This is a genomic window from Allobosea sp. TND4EK4, assembly GCF_900156025.1.
GTDB lineage: Bacteria > Pseudomonadota > Alphaproteobacteria > Rhizobiales > Beijerinckiaceae > Allobosea.
Genome location: NZ_FTMO01000002.1, coordinates 1 through 15753, shown reverse-complemented (window position 1 = coordinate 15753; position 15753 = coordinate 1). Strand labels below are relative to the sequence as shown.

The 15753-nt window shown below is 68.0% G+C and carries 15 protein-coding genes; 8 read left to right on the top strand and 7 right to left on the bottom strand.

The features are described 5' to 3' along the window. Positions 1-253: 253 nt before the first annotated feature. Positions 254-1114, bottom strand: coding sequence for a glutamate racemase (gene murI, locus BW981_RS05020; protein WP_076437721.1), 861 nt, complete (start codon positions 1112-1114; stop codon positions 254-256). A gap of 137 nt (positions 1115-1251) precedes the next feature. Between murI and BW981_RS05015 the strand changes: the two genes are divergently transcribed. Beyond that, on the top strand, positions 1252-2184 hold the full coding sequence (locus tag BW981_RS05015; RefSeq protein WP_076436910.1) for a bifunctional helix-turn-helix transcriptional regulator/GNAT family N-acetyltransferase: 933 nt from the start codon (positions 1252-1254) through the stop codon (positions 2182-2184). A 10-nt stretch (positions 2185-2194) separates the two neighbouring features. On the opposite strand, the gene BW981_RS05010 is transcribed toward BW981_RS05015, so the two are convergent. After that, positions 2195-3469 carry a flavin monoamine oxidase family protein gene (locus tag BW981_RS05010; RefSeq protein ID WP_280174176.1) on the bottom strand — a complete coding sequence of 425 codons (1275 nt, stop codon included), beginning with the start codon at positions 3467-3469 and terminating at the stop codon, positions 2195-2197. A gap of 361 nt (positions 3470-3830) precedes the next feature. Here BW981_RS05010 and BW981_RS05005 point away from each other — a divergent pair, with 361 nt between their 5' ends. Beyond that, complete coding sequence (locus BW981_RS05005) at positions 3831-6095, top strand: TonB-dependent hemoglobin/transferrin/lactoferrin family receptor (RefSeq protein ID WP_076436906.1); 2265 nt, start codon at positions 3831-3833, stop codon at positions 6093-6095. Between the two features lie 60 nt (positions 6096-6155). On the opposite strand, the gene BW981_RS05000 is transcribed toward BW981_RS05005, so the two are convergent. Then, on the bottom strand, positions 6156-6977 hold the full coding sequence (locus BW981_RS05000; protein ID WP_076436904.1) for an RNA methyltransferase: 822 nt from the start codon (positions 6975-6977) through the stop codon (positions 6156-6158). An 89-nt stretch (positions 6978-7066) separates the two neighbouring features. Here BW981_RS05000 and BW981_RS22955 point away from each other — a divergent pair, with 89 nt between their 5' ends. Then, the gene (locus BW981_RS22955; protein ID WP_175624051.1) at positions 7067-7234 is read left to right on the top strand and encodes a hypothetical protein; all 168 of its coding nucleotides are present in this window, start codon (positions 7067-7069) and stop codon (positions 7232-7234) included. 3 nt (positions 7235-7237) lie between these two features. On the opposite strand, the gene BW981_RS04995 is transcribed toward BW981_RS22955, so the two are convergent. Continuing rightward, complete coding sequence (locus tag BW981_RS04995; protein ID WP_076436902.1) at positions 7238-8377, bottom strand: dipeptidase; 1140 nt, start codon at positions 8375-8377, stop codon at positions 7238-7240. Positions 8378-8572: 195 nt separating this feature from the next. Then, positions 8573-9823 (bottom strand): NAD(P)/FAD-dependent oxidoreductase, encoded by a 1251-nt coding sequence (locus tag BW981_RS04990; protein WP_076436900.1) that lies wholly within the window; start codon positions 9821-9823, stop codon positions 8573-8575. 267 nt (positions 9824-10090) lie between these two features. Here BW981_RS04990 and BW981_RS04985 point away from each other — a divergent pair, with 267 nt between their 5' ends. The 5 genes from BW981_RS04985 to BW981_RS04965 all read left to right on the top strand — a co-directional run bounded on the left by BW981_RS04985 (position 10091) and on the right by BW981_RS04965 (position 14601). Next, positions 10091-11071, top strand: a complete 981-nt coding sequence (locus tag BW981_RS04985) for a hypothetical protein (protein ID WP_076436898.1) — start codon at positions 10091-10093, stop codon at positions 11069-11071. A gap of 44 nt (positions 11072-11115) precedes the next feature. Beyond that, on the top strand, positions 11116-11799 hold the full coding sequence (locus tag BW981_RS04980) for a glutathione S-transferase family protein (RefSeq protein WP_244560229.1): 684 nt from the start codon (positions 11116-11118) through the stop codon (positions 11797-11799). 36 nt (positions 11800-11835) lie between these two features. Continuing rightward, positions 11836-12519, top strand: coding sequence for a ribulose-phosphate 3-epimerase (gene rpe / locus BW981_RS04975; protein ID WP_076436897.1), 684 nt, complete (start codon positions 11836-11838; stop codon positions 12517-12519). A 154-nt stretch (positions 12520-12673) separates the two neighbouring features. Further along, positions 12674-13981 (top strand): adenylosuccinate lyase, encoded by a 1308-nt coding sequence (purB, locus tag BW981_RS04970; RefSeq protein WP_076436895.1) that lies wholly within the window; start codon positions 12674-12676, stop codon positions 13979-13981. Between the two features lie 38 nt (positions 13982-14019). Then, positions 14020-14601: an RBBP9/YdeN family alpha/beta hydrolase gene (locus BW981_RS04965; protein ID WP_076436893.1), complete on the top strand. Its 582-nt coding sequence runs from the start codon at positions 14020-14022 to the stop codon at positions 14599-14601. A gap of 70 nt (positions 14602-14671) precedes the next feature. Here the strand turns inward: BW981_RS04965 and BW981_RS04960 are convergent, their stop codons facing one another. Continuing rightward, positions 14672-15562 (bottom strand): DMT family transporter, encoded by an 891-nt coding sequence (locus BW981_RS04960; protein ID WP_076436891.1) that lies wholly within the window; start codon positions 15560-15562, stop codon positions 14672-14674. A gap of 14 nt (positions 15563-15576) precedes the next feature. After that, a partial coding sequence (locus BW981_RS04955; RefSeq protein ID WP_175624050.1) for a PLP-dependent transferase occupies positions 15577-15753 on the bottom strand: 177 nt, incomplete at its 5' end.

Sequence of the window (15753 nt, the reverse complement as noted above, 5' to 3'; positions counted from 1 at the left end):
CGCGAGGTGAGGACCGCGCCCTCCTGCTCCCCGGCATCGGGCCGGGGCGACAGATCCGGCTCCCGAAGGAGAGCGGATCGCGGGTGCGGAAAAAGTCACGCGGCCCCGTAAGGAGCCGCGCGACTGGAGGGCGATATGGCGCAAGCCACTCGCGAAGTCAAATCCGGCAAAGGACCGTGCCTGGACCGGTCGGTCGCCGCGATGGCGGTGGCGAGGGCGCGATCGCCGGCAGACTGTCCCAAGGGAGAGGGCCTCAGGCGGCCAGCGGGATCGGCTCGATCGTGACCTGGGCGAGGCCGTAGCCCGCCAGCGCGATGCGCAAGGGGGCGCTCAATCCGCCGCCGCTGGTGAAGACGGCGGTGGATTCGGGCGGGAGCAGCGGGGCCGCCGGGCCGAGAAGGTCGGCCACGCGGCGGGCGATGGCCGGGGCCGGGTCGATCCAGGTCACGGGCCAGGGTGCGAGGCGCTTCATCCGCTCCAGCAGCAGCGGGTAATGCGTGCAGGAGAGCGTGACGACATCGGTGCGCCGGCCGTGAGCCTCGATGAAGCAGGGCGCGATCTCGGCGCGCACGACCTCGTCATCGACCGGCTCCCCCTTCAGCGCGCTCTCCGCGAGGCCGGCGAGACGCGTCGCGCCCACCAGGGTGACGTGGTGGGCGGTGGCATAGGTCCCGATCAATTCGCGGGTGTAGTCGCGTGCAACGGTGCCGGGCGTCGCCAGAACGGAGATCAGCCCGCTGCGCGTCGCCATGGCTCCGGGCTTGATCGCGGGCACGGTGCCGACGAAGGGGATGCCGAAGCGAGCCCGCAACGCCGGCAGGACCAAGGTCGAGGCGGTGTTGCAGGCGATGACCGCAAGATCGGGATGGAAGCGCTCGACCAGCCGCTCCATCACGGCCAGCGTCCGCGCCACGAGTTCGGCTTCGCTCAGCCGGCCATAGGGAAAGCCGGCATCGTCGGCGGCGTAGACGATATTGGCGTGGGGACAGGCCTGCGTCAGCCGCGCAAGGACCGTGAGCCCGCCCAATCCGGAATCGAAGACGAGAAGGGTCGGCTGGGTGCGGGGAAGAGCCAGTGGGCGGTAGCCCGTCCCGGCGAGAAGATCGACCTGCATGAGCGCGCCGCGAAACATCAAAGCGCGATTGCGCCAGAGAGGCGTTAAGCGAGCGTCAACATGCGGCCAAGCCGGGTCTCTCAATTTGATTGACTCCGTCCACTATATACGATGCCCTGGCGTGGGAGGGCCGCGGCATGGCGGACAACGAACCACCGGCGGTCGCGGCGATCCGCCGTTTCAACCGCTTCCACACGCGCGGGGTCGGCGCGCTCGGCGGCAACCTGCATGGCTCGGGCTTCACGCTGACGGAGGCGCGGGTGCTCTACGAGCTGGCTCAGCGCGACGACTGGCGGGCCGGGGAGCTGGCGCAGGCGCTCGCGCTCGACCCCGCCTATCTTTCCCGCATCCTGAAGCGCTTCGAGGGCAAGCGATGGCTCGTCCGGCAGCGCTCGCAGGCGGATGGTCGCGCCTTTGGCCTCGCATTGACCGAGCAGGGGCGGGCGGTCTTCGGAACGCTGGAGAGCGCTTCGCGGGCGCAGGCGGAGGCCATCCTCGAGCGCCTCTCCGCGCCGGAGAGCGAGCGGCTGGTCGCGGCGCTCGCCGATACCGAGGCGCTGCTCGCAGGCGGGCGGGCCGAACGGGCAATCGCGATCCGCGAGCACCGTCCCGGCGACATGGGCTGGGTGATCGGGGCCCATGGCCGGCTCTATGCGCAGGATTATGGCTGGGACATCGGCTTCGAGGCGCTCGTGGCCGAGATCGCCGCCCGATTCCTGCGCGAGTTCAAGCCGGGCCGCGAACGCTGTTTCATCGCCGATCTCGAGGGCAGCCCGGCCGGGTCGGCCTTCGTCGTCGAGGCCGATGAGCAGACGGCGAAGCTCCGGCTCGTCCTCGTCGAGAAGCGCGCGCAGGGGCTGGGCCTCGGCAAGCGGCTGGTGGCGGAGGCGATCGGCTTCGCGCGCGCCGCGGGCTATCGGCGCATGGTGCTGTGGACCAACGATATCCTGCACGCCGCCCGCGCCATCTACGCGGCGCAGGGCTTCAGGCTCGTCGCCACGGAGCGCCACCACTCCTTCGGGCAGGACCTGGTCGGCGAGACCTGGGAGCTCGACCTCTCGGCGAGGTGAGGCGGGCGCGTCAGGCCTTCAGCTTCAGCAACGTACCGGCCGCCGCACGCCCGGCCAGGGTCGCGCCGCCGACCGTCATCGCCCCGCCGCCGGCCGTCGCCTCGCCTGCGATCAGCAGCTTGCCGCCGATCGGTTGCGCCAGCGCCTCGCGCGCGGCCTCGTGGCCCGGCAGGCAGACGGAATAGGAACCCTTGGCGAAAGGGTCCGTCCACCAGGCCGGGAAGGAGACGGCCTTCACCGCGGCGCGAAAATCGCCGCCGATCATCCGGGCCAGCAGATCCGTCGCATGCTGGCGCGCGGCGTCCGGCCCCGCTTCGGACAGGCGGCGGGCGAAATCGCCGCCGCAATAGCCGATGACGAGGTCTTTCCCGTCCGGATACATCTCGAAGCTGATCAACTGCTCAGGCTTGCCCGATTCGATCAGGGTCGTGCCGGGCGCGATGTCGAAGCGGTCGCCCACCACCTTCAGCGCGATCTTGGTCAGGGCGCCCATCCGCAGGCCGGCGAGCGCAGCCTCGGTGGCCGGCGGCAGCGCGGGCGTGAAACGGATCGTGCCGGCCTTGAGCACGCCGATGGGGACGGTGAGGATGCAGGACCGCGCCTCGATCGTGCCCGTGGGCGTGGTGACGGAGACGCGCGGCCCGTCCCAGCGGATCGCCTCGACCGGCTGGTTCAGGCGGATGTCCAGCCCTTCGGCGTGCCGGGCAACCAGATTGCCATAGCCGCTCGGCACCAAGAGGTCGTCGCCCGCCCAGAGGCGCTGATAGTCCCGCGCCGAGATACGGTCCGCTTCCTCGCCGATCGAGAGCAGCAGGCCGGAGGCGGCGACCGGCGCCGTCTCCGGGGCGAGATCGCCGAGCAACTCGGCCACCGAGAGGTCGCGGCTGGAGATATCCGCCGTCTCCAGCTTCCGGTCGATCTGGCGAAAGGCCTCGCGGCGGCGCCTGCGGTCGTCCGCCGGCATCGGATTGCCGTCGGCGAAGGCACGAAAACCGCCGCCCCAGGATTCGGATGTGGTCTGCACGCCGAGATCGCGGGCGATCGTCGCCCAGGGATTGCGCTCCGCCCAGTGGATATACATCGCACCGGCATCATAGGACGGCCCGAGCGTCGTGTCGGTCCAGGCCCGCCCGCCGACACGCCCGCGAGCCTCGAGGATCACCGCGCTGCGGCCGGCTGCCTTCAGCGCATGGCCGGCTGCGAGGCCGGCCGCGCCGGCCCCGATGATGACGACATCGATATCGGCCGCCTTCGCCCGCCCGGCTATCGCGAACCCAGCGGCCATGGCGGCGCCTCCGGTCAGGACCATGCGTCTGTCGAGCGGGGCGTAGCGGCGATTCATGACATGAAGATGCCGCTCGCCGGCCGTCAGGCAATGGCTGCGGCGTGGAAATCGGAGCGACAAGCGATCACGACCTTGGGAGGCGCCCGCGCGAGCAGAGCTCACTACGCCAGTTCTACATTAGAATAGTTATTTTTTGGACCAATTCTATAGTTTCGCTCCAAGTGATTCAGTAATTGACAGTCAATATTGCCGACAATATGGCAATCTAGCCTGATGATGAAACATAAGGCATTGTTTATACTCATTTTAAATTCGACGGGCCGGTCAGTTGATCGCGGCCCGGCGAAGACGGGACCGGGCGATGGGCGGACATTTCGACAAGCTGCGCGGGGGCGTGGCGCTGGGGACCTTGATGCTGGCGCTGCTGCCTTCTGCCGCGCAGGCACAACAGAGCACGGCGCGCGGCGCGGCCGCCGCCAACCCGGCGGGGGCCGCGCCGGTGGTGCTCGACCAGATCACCGTGCAGGGGGAAGGGCGGCCGGGCGGCGTGCTGCTCAACGGGCCGACGACCACGCGGGTGACGCGCCAGGAACTCGACCGCGAGCAGGTGCAGAGCCTGACGGACCTGTCCAACCGCGTCGAAGCCGGCATCACCTTCAACCGCGCCACCAACTCGCTCAACATCCGCGGGCTCGACGGCGCGCGCGTGCTGACGACGGTCGATGGCATCCGCCAGCCCTTCCTGGTCGATACGCGCATCAATCGTGGCGCCCAGAACGCCTTCGACTTCGATTCGCTGTCGACGCTCGACCTGCTGCGCGGCGGCGGCGGCGGCGCGACGCTGGGCAGCGGCGCGCTGGGCGGCGCGCTCGCCGTGCGCACGCTCGATCCGGAAGACCTGATCCGCAACGGCCGGTCCTTCGGGGCCCTGGCCAAGACCGGCTATGACAGCACGGACCGTGCCTGGTTCGGCAGTGGAGCGACCGCCGCGCGGCTGAACAACACCTGGTTCCTGCTGCAGGGCGGCTTCCGCGACGGTCACGAGGTCGACAGCAAGGGCAACATCAAGACCATCGGCGCTTCGCGCACGGCGCCGAACCCGAGCGACTTCAACCAGTACAACGTGCTGGGCAAGGTCTATCACTATGTCGACCAGGTGCATCGCTTCGGGATCACCGGCGAGTTCTTCAAGCGGGCCGACCGCACCCAGATCCGCACCAACACCGTCTCGCTCACCGGCAATTTCCGGCCCGGCGCCTACCAGACCGGCGAGGATGTCGAGCGCAACCGCGTCTCGCTGAGCTACGACTACAAGCTGCCGGGCTCGATTTTCGACGAGGCGCATGCGCAGCTCTACTGGCAGCGGCTGCGGCGGGACGATCTGGTCTCGGCCTATCGCTATACCAGCGTGATCGGGCCCTATGGCCGCGACAACTCCAATGTCGAGAACGCCTATGGCTTCAACGGCCATGTGCTGAAGAGCTTCAGCACGGGCGCCTTCTCCCACAAGTTCACGGCCGGGACCGAACTCAGGATGTCGACCCTGGAGCAGTATTCGGCCGGCGTCGACAATTGCCGCCGTCCGTATACGGGCGCCTTCACCGCCTGCAACAACCTGCACACCAACCAGGCCGACCAGCCGGATGTCGACGGCAAGCTCGCCGGCTTCTATCTGCATGACGAGATCGGCCTGCTGCAGGACCGGCTCCGGATCACGCCCGGCCTGCGCTACGACTGGTATCAGGAGAAGCCGCAGTTCACGGCGTCCTACTTCTCGGGCGGGTCGGCGCCCACCAGCCTGCCGGCTGGCTCCAGCGACTCGGCCTGGTCTCCGCGCGTCAGGCTCGAATACGACCTGCTGAAGAACGCGCCCTGGGTGAAGGACGTGACGCTCTTCGCGCAATGGTCGAAGAGCTTCCGGGCGCCTACGGCCAACGAGCTTTACGGGCGCTTCGGCGCGGTGGGCACCTATCTGCGCACGGGCAACCCGAATCTGCGCCCTGAACTGGGCAATGGCGTCGATGTGGGGTTGCGCTTCGGCGACAAGCAACTCGGCGGTTCGGTGACCTATTTCCACACCAACTACCGCAACTTCATCGACACCTATCAGGTGGCCCCGGCCGGCGGGCTCTATCCGCAGGGTGGCATCACCGGCTACCGCAATATTCCGCGCGCTGAAATCCAGGGCGTAGAGGTCAATGGGCAGTATGCCTTCGCGCCGAACTGGCTGGTGCGCGGCTCATTCGCCTATACGCGCGGCATGAACAAGACCGACGACACATTCCTGAACTCGATCCCGCCGATGCAGGGCATCGTCGCGGTCGCCTACGGGACCGAGAACTGGGGCGCGGAGGTCTCGACCAAGCTCGCAGGCAAGCGCGACGACGTCGCCCTCTCCGGCACCGATACGGGCTTCAAGGCCCCGGGCTATGCGATCTTCAACGCCTCGGCCTGGTGGAGGCCGATGCCGCAGATCGCCGATCTTGAACTGCAGGTCGGCGTCTACAATATCTTCGACAGGAAGTACTTCGACGCGGTCAACGTCCCGCTCTCGCGCCCCCAGGCGCGCGACTATTACAGCGAGCCAGGCCGTACGGTGAAGGCGACGCTGAAGTACCAGTTCTGACCGGGTCGCTTCGAGACCCTCCCGGTCCGCCGAGGCCGGCTCTTCGGAGCCGGCCTTTTTTCATGCCTCGGGGTCGCCGCCCTGCTGGCGCGCCAGCAGCCGCGCCTTCCTCGGTCCCTCGACCAGCGACTTGAAGACGCCGCGCAGGGTCCGCGCCTCCTGCTCGGTCAGGTCGAGCCGGTGCAGGATGTCGCGGAGATTGGCGGTCATGACCGGCTTCTTGCCGGGCGGGAAGAAGCCGCAGAGGTCGAGCTCGGCCTCGAGATAGTCGAACAGCGAGAAGATCATTTCGCGCTGCGCCGGTGGCGAGAGATTGGCTTCGCGGAAGGGTGGCTCTCCGCCCGTCGCCCTGAACCACTCATAACCGTTGAGAAGCACGGCCTGGGCGAGGTTCAGCGAGGCGAAGGCGGGGTTGACCGGGAAGGTCAGGATCGCATCGGCCAGGCTGATCTCCTCATTGGTGAGACCGATGCGCTCGCGTCCGTAGAGGATGCCGACACGCTCGCCCGCGCCGATGCGGCCGGCGATGTCCGGCATGGCCTCGGCCGGCGTGAAGACACGCTTCATCTGGCCGCGCTCGCGCGCCGTTGTCGCCAGGACGTGGTTGAGATCGGCGACCGCCTCGGCGGCGGTGTCGAAGAGACGGGCATTGTCGAGAATGTAGGTTGCGCCGGAGGCGGCTGCCGTCGCGCCCTTCTTCAGGCCTCCACCGGTCGGCCAGCCATCGCGCGGAGCGACGAGGCGCAGCTCGGAGAGGCCGAAATTCGCCATCGCACGAGCGCACATGCCGATATTCTCGGCAAGCTGCGGCTCGACTAAGATGACGACGGGGGCGGGGGCCTGGATGGCAGGGCGGGTGCGGTCGGTGCCGGAACCGGTCATGGTCTCTGCTGTTGGGTCTTCTGAAGCGGCTGCGGTCTGACGCGCTCCTGTCCGCCGCCAAGGCTCCGGGGTCAACCCCCGGATATCTCGTGAAGGGCTACCGAATGAGCAATGACGGGATGTTCGTGATCTGGATCCTGCTCGCGGCCGTGCCGGTCGGGCTGCTGCTGATCTCGCTCTGGTCCCGGGCCAAGCCGCCCGGGGAGGACCGCGCCGAGGTGCTCGAGCGCGAGACGAAGCTCCCGGAAGAGCCCTGAACCTCAGCCGGCCGCGGCTTCTACCGCCCGCAGCACGCGCAATGTGTTGCCGCCGGCGAGCTTGGTCAGGTTCTCCTCGGACCAGCCGCGCCGGATCAGCTCCGCAATCACGTTCGGGAAGGTGGTGGTGTCCTCCAGCCCGTCCGGATTGACCCAGCCGAAGAAGTCCGAACCGATGCCGACATGGTCATGGCCGATGCGCCTGGCGAGGTAGTCGAGGTGGTCGCAATAGCCGGCGACCGTCGCCTTCGGGCGCGGGCCGACCTTGCTTTCGATCTCGGCCTCGACCTTGGCGTAGTTCATGCCCTCGGGCGTCTTGCCATACTGGTCCTTGGCCGGCCTGTGCCAGTCGCGTGACGCCTGGCTGATGAAGTCGGGCACGAAAGTCGCCATCACGACGCCGCCATTGCCGGCAACCCGATCGAGCACGTCGTCGGGGACGTTGCGCGGGTGATCGCAGAGCGAGAAAGCGTTGGAATGGGACCAGACGACGGGGGCCGCAGTCACGTCGAGCGTGTCGTGCATCACCTTGGGCGAGACATGGGCGAGGTCCACGACCATGCCGAGCCGGTTCATCCGGCGGATCACGTCCTTGCCGAAGCCGCTCAGCCCGTTGTTGCGCGGCGCATCGGTGGCGGAATCGCACCAGTCGTGGCTGTCGTTGTGGCAGAGCGTCATCAACCGCACGCCGAGGTCGAAATAGGCGTCGAGCGCGTCGAGCTCATTGTCCAGCGCCGAGCCGTTCTCAATGGTCATGAACAGCGCGATACGGCCTTCGGCCTTGGCGGCCTCGACATCGGCAGCCGAGAGCCCGGGCCGGAATGCGTCCGCATGGCGCTTGAGGATCGCGCGCATCAGGGCGATCTGCGCGAGCGCGAAGCCAGCCGGCTTGGGGTGGTTGGGCGGGACATAGGCCGCGAAGAACTGGCCGGCGAGCTTGCCGGCCTGCATGCGCGGGATGTCCGTGTCCACCTCGGCATGGACCCTGGACAGGTCATAGATCGCGACATCGCCCTTCGCCTTGGCGTCCTTGCGGATGACGTAGGGCAGGTCGTTATGGCCGTCGATCAGCGGGACGCGGTCGAGCAGCGCCAGCGCCGCGGCATAGGCATTGTCCTGGACGGGTGGTTTGGCGAGGGCCATGGCGCAGTCTCGATGGGGAATCGGGGAGCGCACTCTGACAGGGAGTGTCACGGCAGGCGAGGGCGCCCGGCGCAGGGCTGATCATTGCCTGGCGTCATGCTCGGGCACGCCCCGAGCATCTCATGCAGAAGAGGTGCGTCGATTGACAAGAGATTCTCGGGTCCGCGCAAAGGCGGCCCGAGAATGACGCGTTGTTCAGCCGAACCGCGCGGCCGCGAAGGGTGTCGGGTCGACGAAGACCTTCTGGCCGGTCACCATCTCCGCGATCATCCGGCCGGTCACCGCCGCGAGCGTCAGGCCGTGATGGGCGTGGCCGAAGGAGAACCACAGCCCCTTATGCTTCGGGGCGGGTCCGATGATCGGCATCATGTCCGGCGTGCAGGGGCGGCGGCCGAGCCAGGGCTGCGGATCGATGCGCTCGCCCAGCGGGAAGAGCTGCCTAGCGATGGGCTCGGCGCGGGCGAGCTGCACCGGCGTCTCGGCGGCGTCGCGGTCGGCGAACTCCGCCCCGGTGGTCAGGCGGACGCCCTGGCGCATTGGCGCCAGGAAGTAGCCGCGCTCGGTGTCCAGCACCGGGTGGTTCAGGACCGCGTTGCCCTGCGGCTTGTAGTGCATGTGGTAGCCGCGCTTGACCGCCAGCGGCAGGCGGTAGCCGAGATTGCGCGTCAGCATGTCGGCCCAGGGGCCGAGCGCGACGACCACGTCCTTCGCCGTCGCCGTGGTGCCGTCGGCGAGGGTGACGCTCCACTCGGCGCCCTCCTGCTTCAGCGTCCCGGCATCGCCGAGCGCGAGCTGGCCGCCGAGCGCCTCGAATCGCGCGACATAGGCCTTCGACAGGCCGAGCGGATCGATCACCGTGACCGGGTCGGTCCAGTGCAGGCCGCCGACCAGGCTGCCATGATCGAGATGCGGCTCGGCCGCCGTGAGCGCGCCCATGTCGAGTGCGCGGTAATTCACGCCGAAATCGCGCTTCCAGCGGGCGGCCTCGGCGAGGCGCGTGTCCCGCTCCTGCTCGGTGCGGAACACCTTCATCCAGCCGTTGCGGCGCAGCAGGTCGCTCGCGCCGGCTTCCTGGGCGAGGGCGTCATGCTCGGTGACGCAATGCTCGATCAAGGTCGCGTATTTGTGGGCGATCGCCTCGTGCTGGGAAGCGCGCGAATGCATCCAATAGGAGAACAGGAAGGGCGCGAGCTTCGGGATCGCCTGCCAGTGATAGTGGGCATCGATCGTGTTGTTCATCGCGTAGCGGATGAGCGCGCCGAAATCGTGCGGGAAGCCGTAAGGGTAGACACCCTCGCGCTGGATCAGCCCGGCATTGCCGTAGCTGGTCTCCTCGCCCGGGGAGCGCTTGTCGACCAGAATGGTCGAACGGCCCGCCTTTTGCAGATGAAGTGCGACCGAGATGCCGACGATGCCAGCGCCGAGAACGATCGTATCCGCCCGCATGATGATGCTCCCACCAATCCCCTGAGGGAGAGAATACCGTTTTGCCGGGCCTTGTCAGCGGCGGCGCGCATTCCTGCGGTGAAAACGGAAATCTTTCGTGGTTCCTGCGGGCCCAGCCTGCAGAGATGTCACCAGGGCGTCAAAATCAGGCGTCCCGTGAAATTTTATGCCGGCGCAGGACTGCGATGCCGTGCCGGTGGATGACGTGGCGGTCCGGCTGGGCCAGTGTGGCCGTCCACCTCAGGTCGATTCCAGAGCTTCCCGCCGATGCGCGCCGCCGCCATACCCGCATCCGCGCTCGCCTGGCTGGGGCGCCATGGCACGCAGGGCTTCGCCCTCTCGATCCTGCTGGGGCTGGCCCTGCCGCAGTTTTCGGCGGCGGCGCGGCCGGTGCTCCCGGTCACCATCTTCTGCTTCACCACAGTCGTTTTCCTGCGGCTGGATCTCGGGGTCACCGCGGGGCTGCTGCGACGCCCGGCGAAACTCCTGGCCGCCTGCCTCTGGCTGATCGCCGCGCCCGCGCTGGTGATCGGCGCTGCGCTCGGCCTTGCGGGGCGAGAGAGCCTCGATCCCGGCATCGTGCTCGGCCTCGCCATCATGGGGGCCGCGCCGCCGATCATGTCCTCGCCCGCCGTCGCCATCCTCTACGGCTTCGAACCTTCGCTCATCATCGCCAGCGTGATCCTGACCACGATCGCGAGTCCCATCGTCTCACCCGTTCTGGTGGAATGGCTCGCGGGCGCGGCCGTCCCGCTCGACCGCGCGGCGCTGATGCTGCGGCTGCTTGTCTTCATCGGCGGCGGCATGGCGGTGGCGAGCGTGCTGCGCCTGTGGCTTGGCCTGCCCCGTATCCGGGCGATGAAGGCCAGCCTCGATGGCTTCGGCGTGCTGATGTATTTCGTCTTCGCCATCGCGGCGATGGATGGCGTCACGGCCGCCGCGCTGGCGCAGCCGCGCCTCGTGCTGTTCGTGCTGGCTTGCGTCTTTGGCGTTTCGGCCATCGGGCTCGCGGCGACCTGGCTGTGCCTGCGGCTCCTGCCGGGGCCGGAGCGCTTCATGGTCGGCTATGGCAGCGGCCAGCGGAACATGGGGCTGCTGGTCGCGGCACTGGGGGCCGGAGTCTCGCCGGCGACCTTCCTGTTCTTCGCGCTGGCGCAGTTCCCGATCTACCTGCTGCCATGGCTTCTGCGGCGCGTGGCCGCCCGGATCGGCCAGGAAGTCCCTCCCTCCGCTGCTGACGACCGCTGACGCCGCCGTCTGCGAGACCGCTAGCATCGCAGGGAGGTGGCGCCATGATCACGTTGTATTCCGGGCCGCTCAGCCTGTTCGCGCGCAAGGTCGAGATCGCGCTTCTGGAGAAGGGGCTGCCCTTCGACCGCGTGATGGTGCCGTTCAACCAGGTCACCGGCTACGACCCGAAACATCCCGAGGTCGTCGCGCTGAATCCGAAGCGGCAGGTGCCGGTGCTCAACGATTGCGGCCTCGTGCTCTACGACTCCACCGTGATCCTCGACTATCTCGACGAGGCCTACCCGGAGCCGCCGTTGATGCCGGAAAGCCCGGTCGAACGCGCCCGCTGCCGCCTGGACGAACTCTATGCCGACGAGGTGATGCTGCCGGCGCTGAGGCCGCTGATGCACCGCACCGGGCCGCTCGCCGCCGATCGCGACCGGCGCATGGCGCAGGAAGCGGATGCGCTGATCGCGGAAGGCGAGCTGTCGCGGCATTACGAGGTGCTGGAGCTGAAGCTCGCCGGCCGCGCCTTCTTCGGCGGGGAACTCGCGAACTCCGATATCGCGCTGTTCATGAGCGTGCTGTTCGCGCTGCGGCTCGGCGGCCCGGGGCTCGACGGCTTTCCGGGACTGGCGGGCTGGTTTTCGCGGCTGCGCCTGCGGCCGGCCTTCGGGCAGGTCGCGGCGGAGATCGCCGAGGCCGACCGGCGGCTGTCGGTTCCGGTGAAATCGCGCTTCGCCTGATTGCGGCGGGGCCGGCGGGGCGCTAAACCGCCCGGCATGAGCGCCACGATCCGTATCGCCCCCTCGATCCTCTCGGCCGATTTCGCCAAGCTGGGCGAGGAGGTGCGCGCGATCGACGCCGCCGGCGCCGACTGGATCCATTGCGACGTGATGGACGGGCATTTCGTGCCCAACATCACCTTCGGCCCCGATGTGCTGAAGGCAATCCGCCCGCACACCACCAAGTTCTTCGACGTGCACCTGATGATCGCGCCGGTCGATCCTTATATCGAGGCCTTCGCCAAGGCCGGCGCCGACCTGATCTCGTTCCACGTCGAGGCGGGCCCGCATCCGCACCGGACGCTGCAGGCGATCAAGGCTCAAGGGAAGCAGGCGGGCATCGTGCTCAATCCGGGCACGCCGGCGAGCGCGGTCGAGGCGCTGATCGACGAGGTGGACCTGATCCTGCTGATGACGGTCAATCCGGGTTTCGGCGGGCAGCGCTTCATCCGCTCGGTGGTCGAGAAGGTCAGCCAGGTGAAGGCGCTGATCGGCGGCCGGCCGATCGCGCTCGAGATCGACGGCGGCGTCACCCCGGAGACGGCGCCGCTGGTGGTGAAGGCGGGGGCGGACACCCTCGTCGCAGGCTCGGCCGTGTTCAAGGGCGGGCCTTCGGCCTATGCCGGCAATATCGAGGCGATCCGCAAGGCGGCGGAAGCCGCGCGCGGGGAGTGGGTTTGAGAATTTAAACTGCGCCGTCATTCCGGGCGCAGCGAAGCGGAGACCCGGGATCCATGCCCGAGCATCGGTCATCGAGGCTCAGGCATGGATCCCGGATCGGCGCCGCTCCGCGGCTTGTCCGGGATGACGGCGCCCATCATGTGAAAGACGGCAAATGATCCCGCGCTATTCCCGCCCCGAGATGGTCGCCATCTGGGAGCCGCAGACGCGGTTCCGGATCTGGTTCGAGATCGAGGCGCATGCCACCGACAAGCTCGCCGAGCTCGGCGTGGTGCCGAAGGAGGCCGCCGCGACGATCTGGGCGAAAGCGAACGACGCTGTCTTCGACGTCGCGCGCATCGACGAGATCGAGCGGGTCACCAAGCACGACGTCATCGCCTTCCTGACGCATCTGGCCGAGATCGTCGGCCCCGAGGCGCGCTTCGTCCACCAGGGGATGACCTCGTCGGACATCCTCGACACGACGCTCTCGGTGCAGCTCGCCCGCGCCACCGATCTTCTGATCGCCGATGTCGATGCGCTGCTCGCCGCCATCAAGCGCCGCGCCTTCGAGCACAAGTTCACTCCCACGATCGGCCGCTCGCACGGCATCCATGCCGAGCCGGTCACCTTCGGGCTCAAGCTCGCCCAGGCCTATGCCGAGTTCGATCGCTGCCGGGCGCGGCTCGTCGCGGCCCGGGCCGAGATCGCGACCTGCGCGATCTCCGGCGCCGTCGGCACCTTCGCCAATATCGATCCACAGGTCGAAGCCTATGTGGCCGAGCAGATGGGCCTCGCCGTCGAGCCGGTCTCGACGCAGGTGATCCCGCGCGACCGCCATGCAATGTATTTCGCGACGCTCGGCGTCGTCGCCTCGTGCATCGAGCGGCTGGCGACCGAAATCCGTCATCTCCAGCGCACCGAGGTCTATGAGGCGGAGGAGTTCTTCTCGCCGGGGCAGAAGGGCTCCTCGGCGATGCCGCACAAGCGCAACCCGGTCCTGACCGAGAACCTGACCGGCCTTGCGCGCCTCGTGCGCGGCATGGTCACCCCGGCGCTGGAGAACGTCGCGCTCTGGCACGAGCGGGACATCTCGCATTCCTCGGTCGAGCGGATGATCGGGCCGGATGCGACGGTGACGCTCGATTTCGCGCTCGCCCGACTGACCGGCGTCGTCGACAAGCTGCTGATCTATCCGCAGAACATGCGCAAGAACCTCGACAGGCTCGGCGGGCTGCACAACTCGCAGCGCGTGCTGCTGGCCCTGACCCAGGCCGGCGCCAGCCGCGAGGAGAGCTATTCGATGGTCCAGCGCAACGCGATGCGCACCTGGGAGTATGGCGAGGACTTCCTCACCAACCTGCTCGCCGACAAGGACGTCACGGCCCGGCTTTCGGCGGCGCAGCTCAAGGCGATGTTCGACGAGGGCTATCACTTCAAGCACGTCGACACGATTTTCGAGCGCGTCTTTGGCGAGGCTTGATCAACTGGACTTCGGTCCCTTCAGAGCTATCTAGCCCGATGAAAACCGCCGATACCGACATCCTCATCATCCCCGGTTGGTCGGGCTCCGGACCCGACCACTGGCAGACCCGCTGGGAGACCCGCCTGCCGACGGCACGGCGGGTCGAGCAGGAGGACTGGTACAAGCCGACCCGAGACGGCTGGTCGAACACCATCATCGCGGCCGTGCGCGCGGCAACGCGGCCGGTCGTGCTGGTCGCGCATTCGGCCGGCGTCAGCGCCGTCGCCCATGCGGCCGAGCATCTCAGGCATGGCGAGGTGGCGGGCGCCTTCCTGGTCGCTCCGGCTTCCGAGCGGGCCAAGCGCGCCGTGCCCGGCATGGCGGAGGACTTCATCGCGCATCGGCGCGAGCGGCTGCCCTTTCCCTCGGTGCTCATCGCCAGCGCGACCGACCCCTACTGCACGCCGGCGGAGGCGAGGGCGCTGGCCGAAGCCTGGGGCTCCGAGTTCGTCGATGCCGGCGACAGCGGGCACCTCAACACGGAGTCGGGGCACGGTCCCTGGCCGGACGGACTTCTGCGTTTCGGTGGCTTTCTCAAGAGCTTGAGCGCGGTTCCGCAGAGGGTGATTCAACAGTAGTTTGCGGTCAGGCGCCCGTTGCCGGCCGTCGCTGCCTTCCCGCCCTGCCCGATGTCGGGTCCCTGCGGTGCTACCTCTTGCCGATTGCCAATCCCACGCCGCTGAGAGTCAGGGCGATGGCAACAATCTGCATCTGCCCGATCGAGTCGCCCAGCATCGCTGGCGCCGAAAGCGTTCCGACGATCGGGACGATCAGCATTCCCGTTGCCGCAACCGACGTCGGCAGTCGCTTGAGAACGGAAAACCAGGTCAGGTAGCACAGCGCCATCGGCCCGAGCGCCATGTAGAGCAGGCCGATCATTCCAGCCGGCGACAGCGAAAAGGGATGGGGCTGCTCGAACAGGAGGCTCAGCACCACCATCGGCAGACAGCCAAGCCCCACCTGCCAGGCCATGAAACTGGTGAAGGGCATGGCCACGGGCTTGCGACTGCGCACGGCCCCGACGGCGAACAGAACAGCGGCTGACAGCGCGAAGGCGATGCCGGGCCATTTCTCGCTGTCGAAACCGGGGCCTCCCATGAGCGCGGCCAGACCGGCGACGCCAAGAAACGTCGCCAGCAGGCTTCGCAGCGTCGGGCGTTCCTTGTTGATCGGCCAAGCCAGCAACATGGCCCAGATCGGCATGGAGTAGGCGATCAGCGCCCCTTCGCTGACCTTCAGCCAGTTCAAGGACAGGGCCGTGAAGCCCATCCAGGCGAAAACGTTGATAAACGCGCCCGTCGCGATGCTCACCCATGCCTCTCGCGGTGCGGCCAGGCTTTCGCGACGAATGCCTGCGACAGCCGCGAGCGCGGCGGCTCCAAGGAGTCCCGCCATGCCACGAGCGAACAGGGCCGGCCAGTCCTGCAGAACGAATTTCAGGACTGTCCAGTTCAAGCCCCAGCCGCAGGCGGTGACGATGAGCAGGCCGATGGCCCCTCTGTCCCTCGGCGCGACGATCGTCTCGTCGTATCCAGGCATCAGCGCCGTGCGCCTCAGCGGTGGCCGGCTTTCAGGGCCTGGTCGAGATCGTCGTAGAGATCGTCGATGTCCTCGATGCCGGTCGACAGCCTGAGCAGATCGGCCGGGCAGGGCGTGCCGGGGCCCTCGATGGAGGCGCGGTGCTCGATCAGGCTCTCGACGCCGCCGAGCGAGGTCGCGCGCTTGTAGAG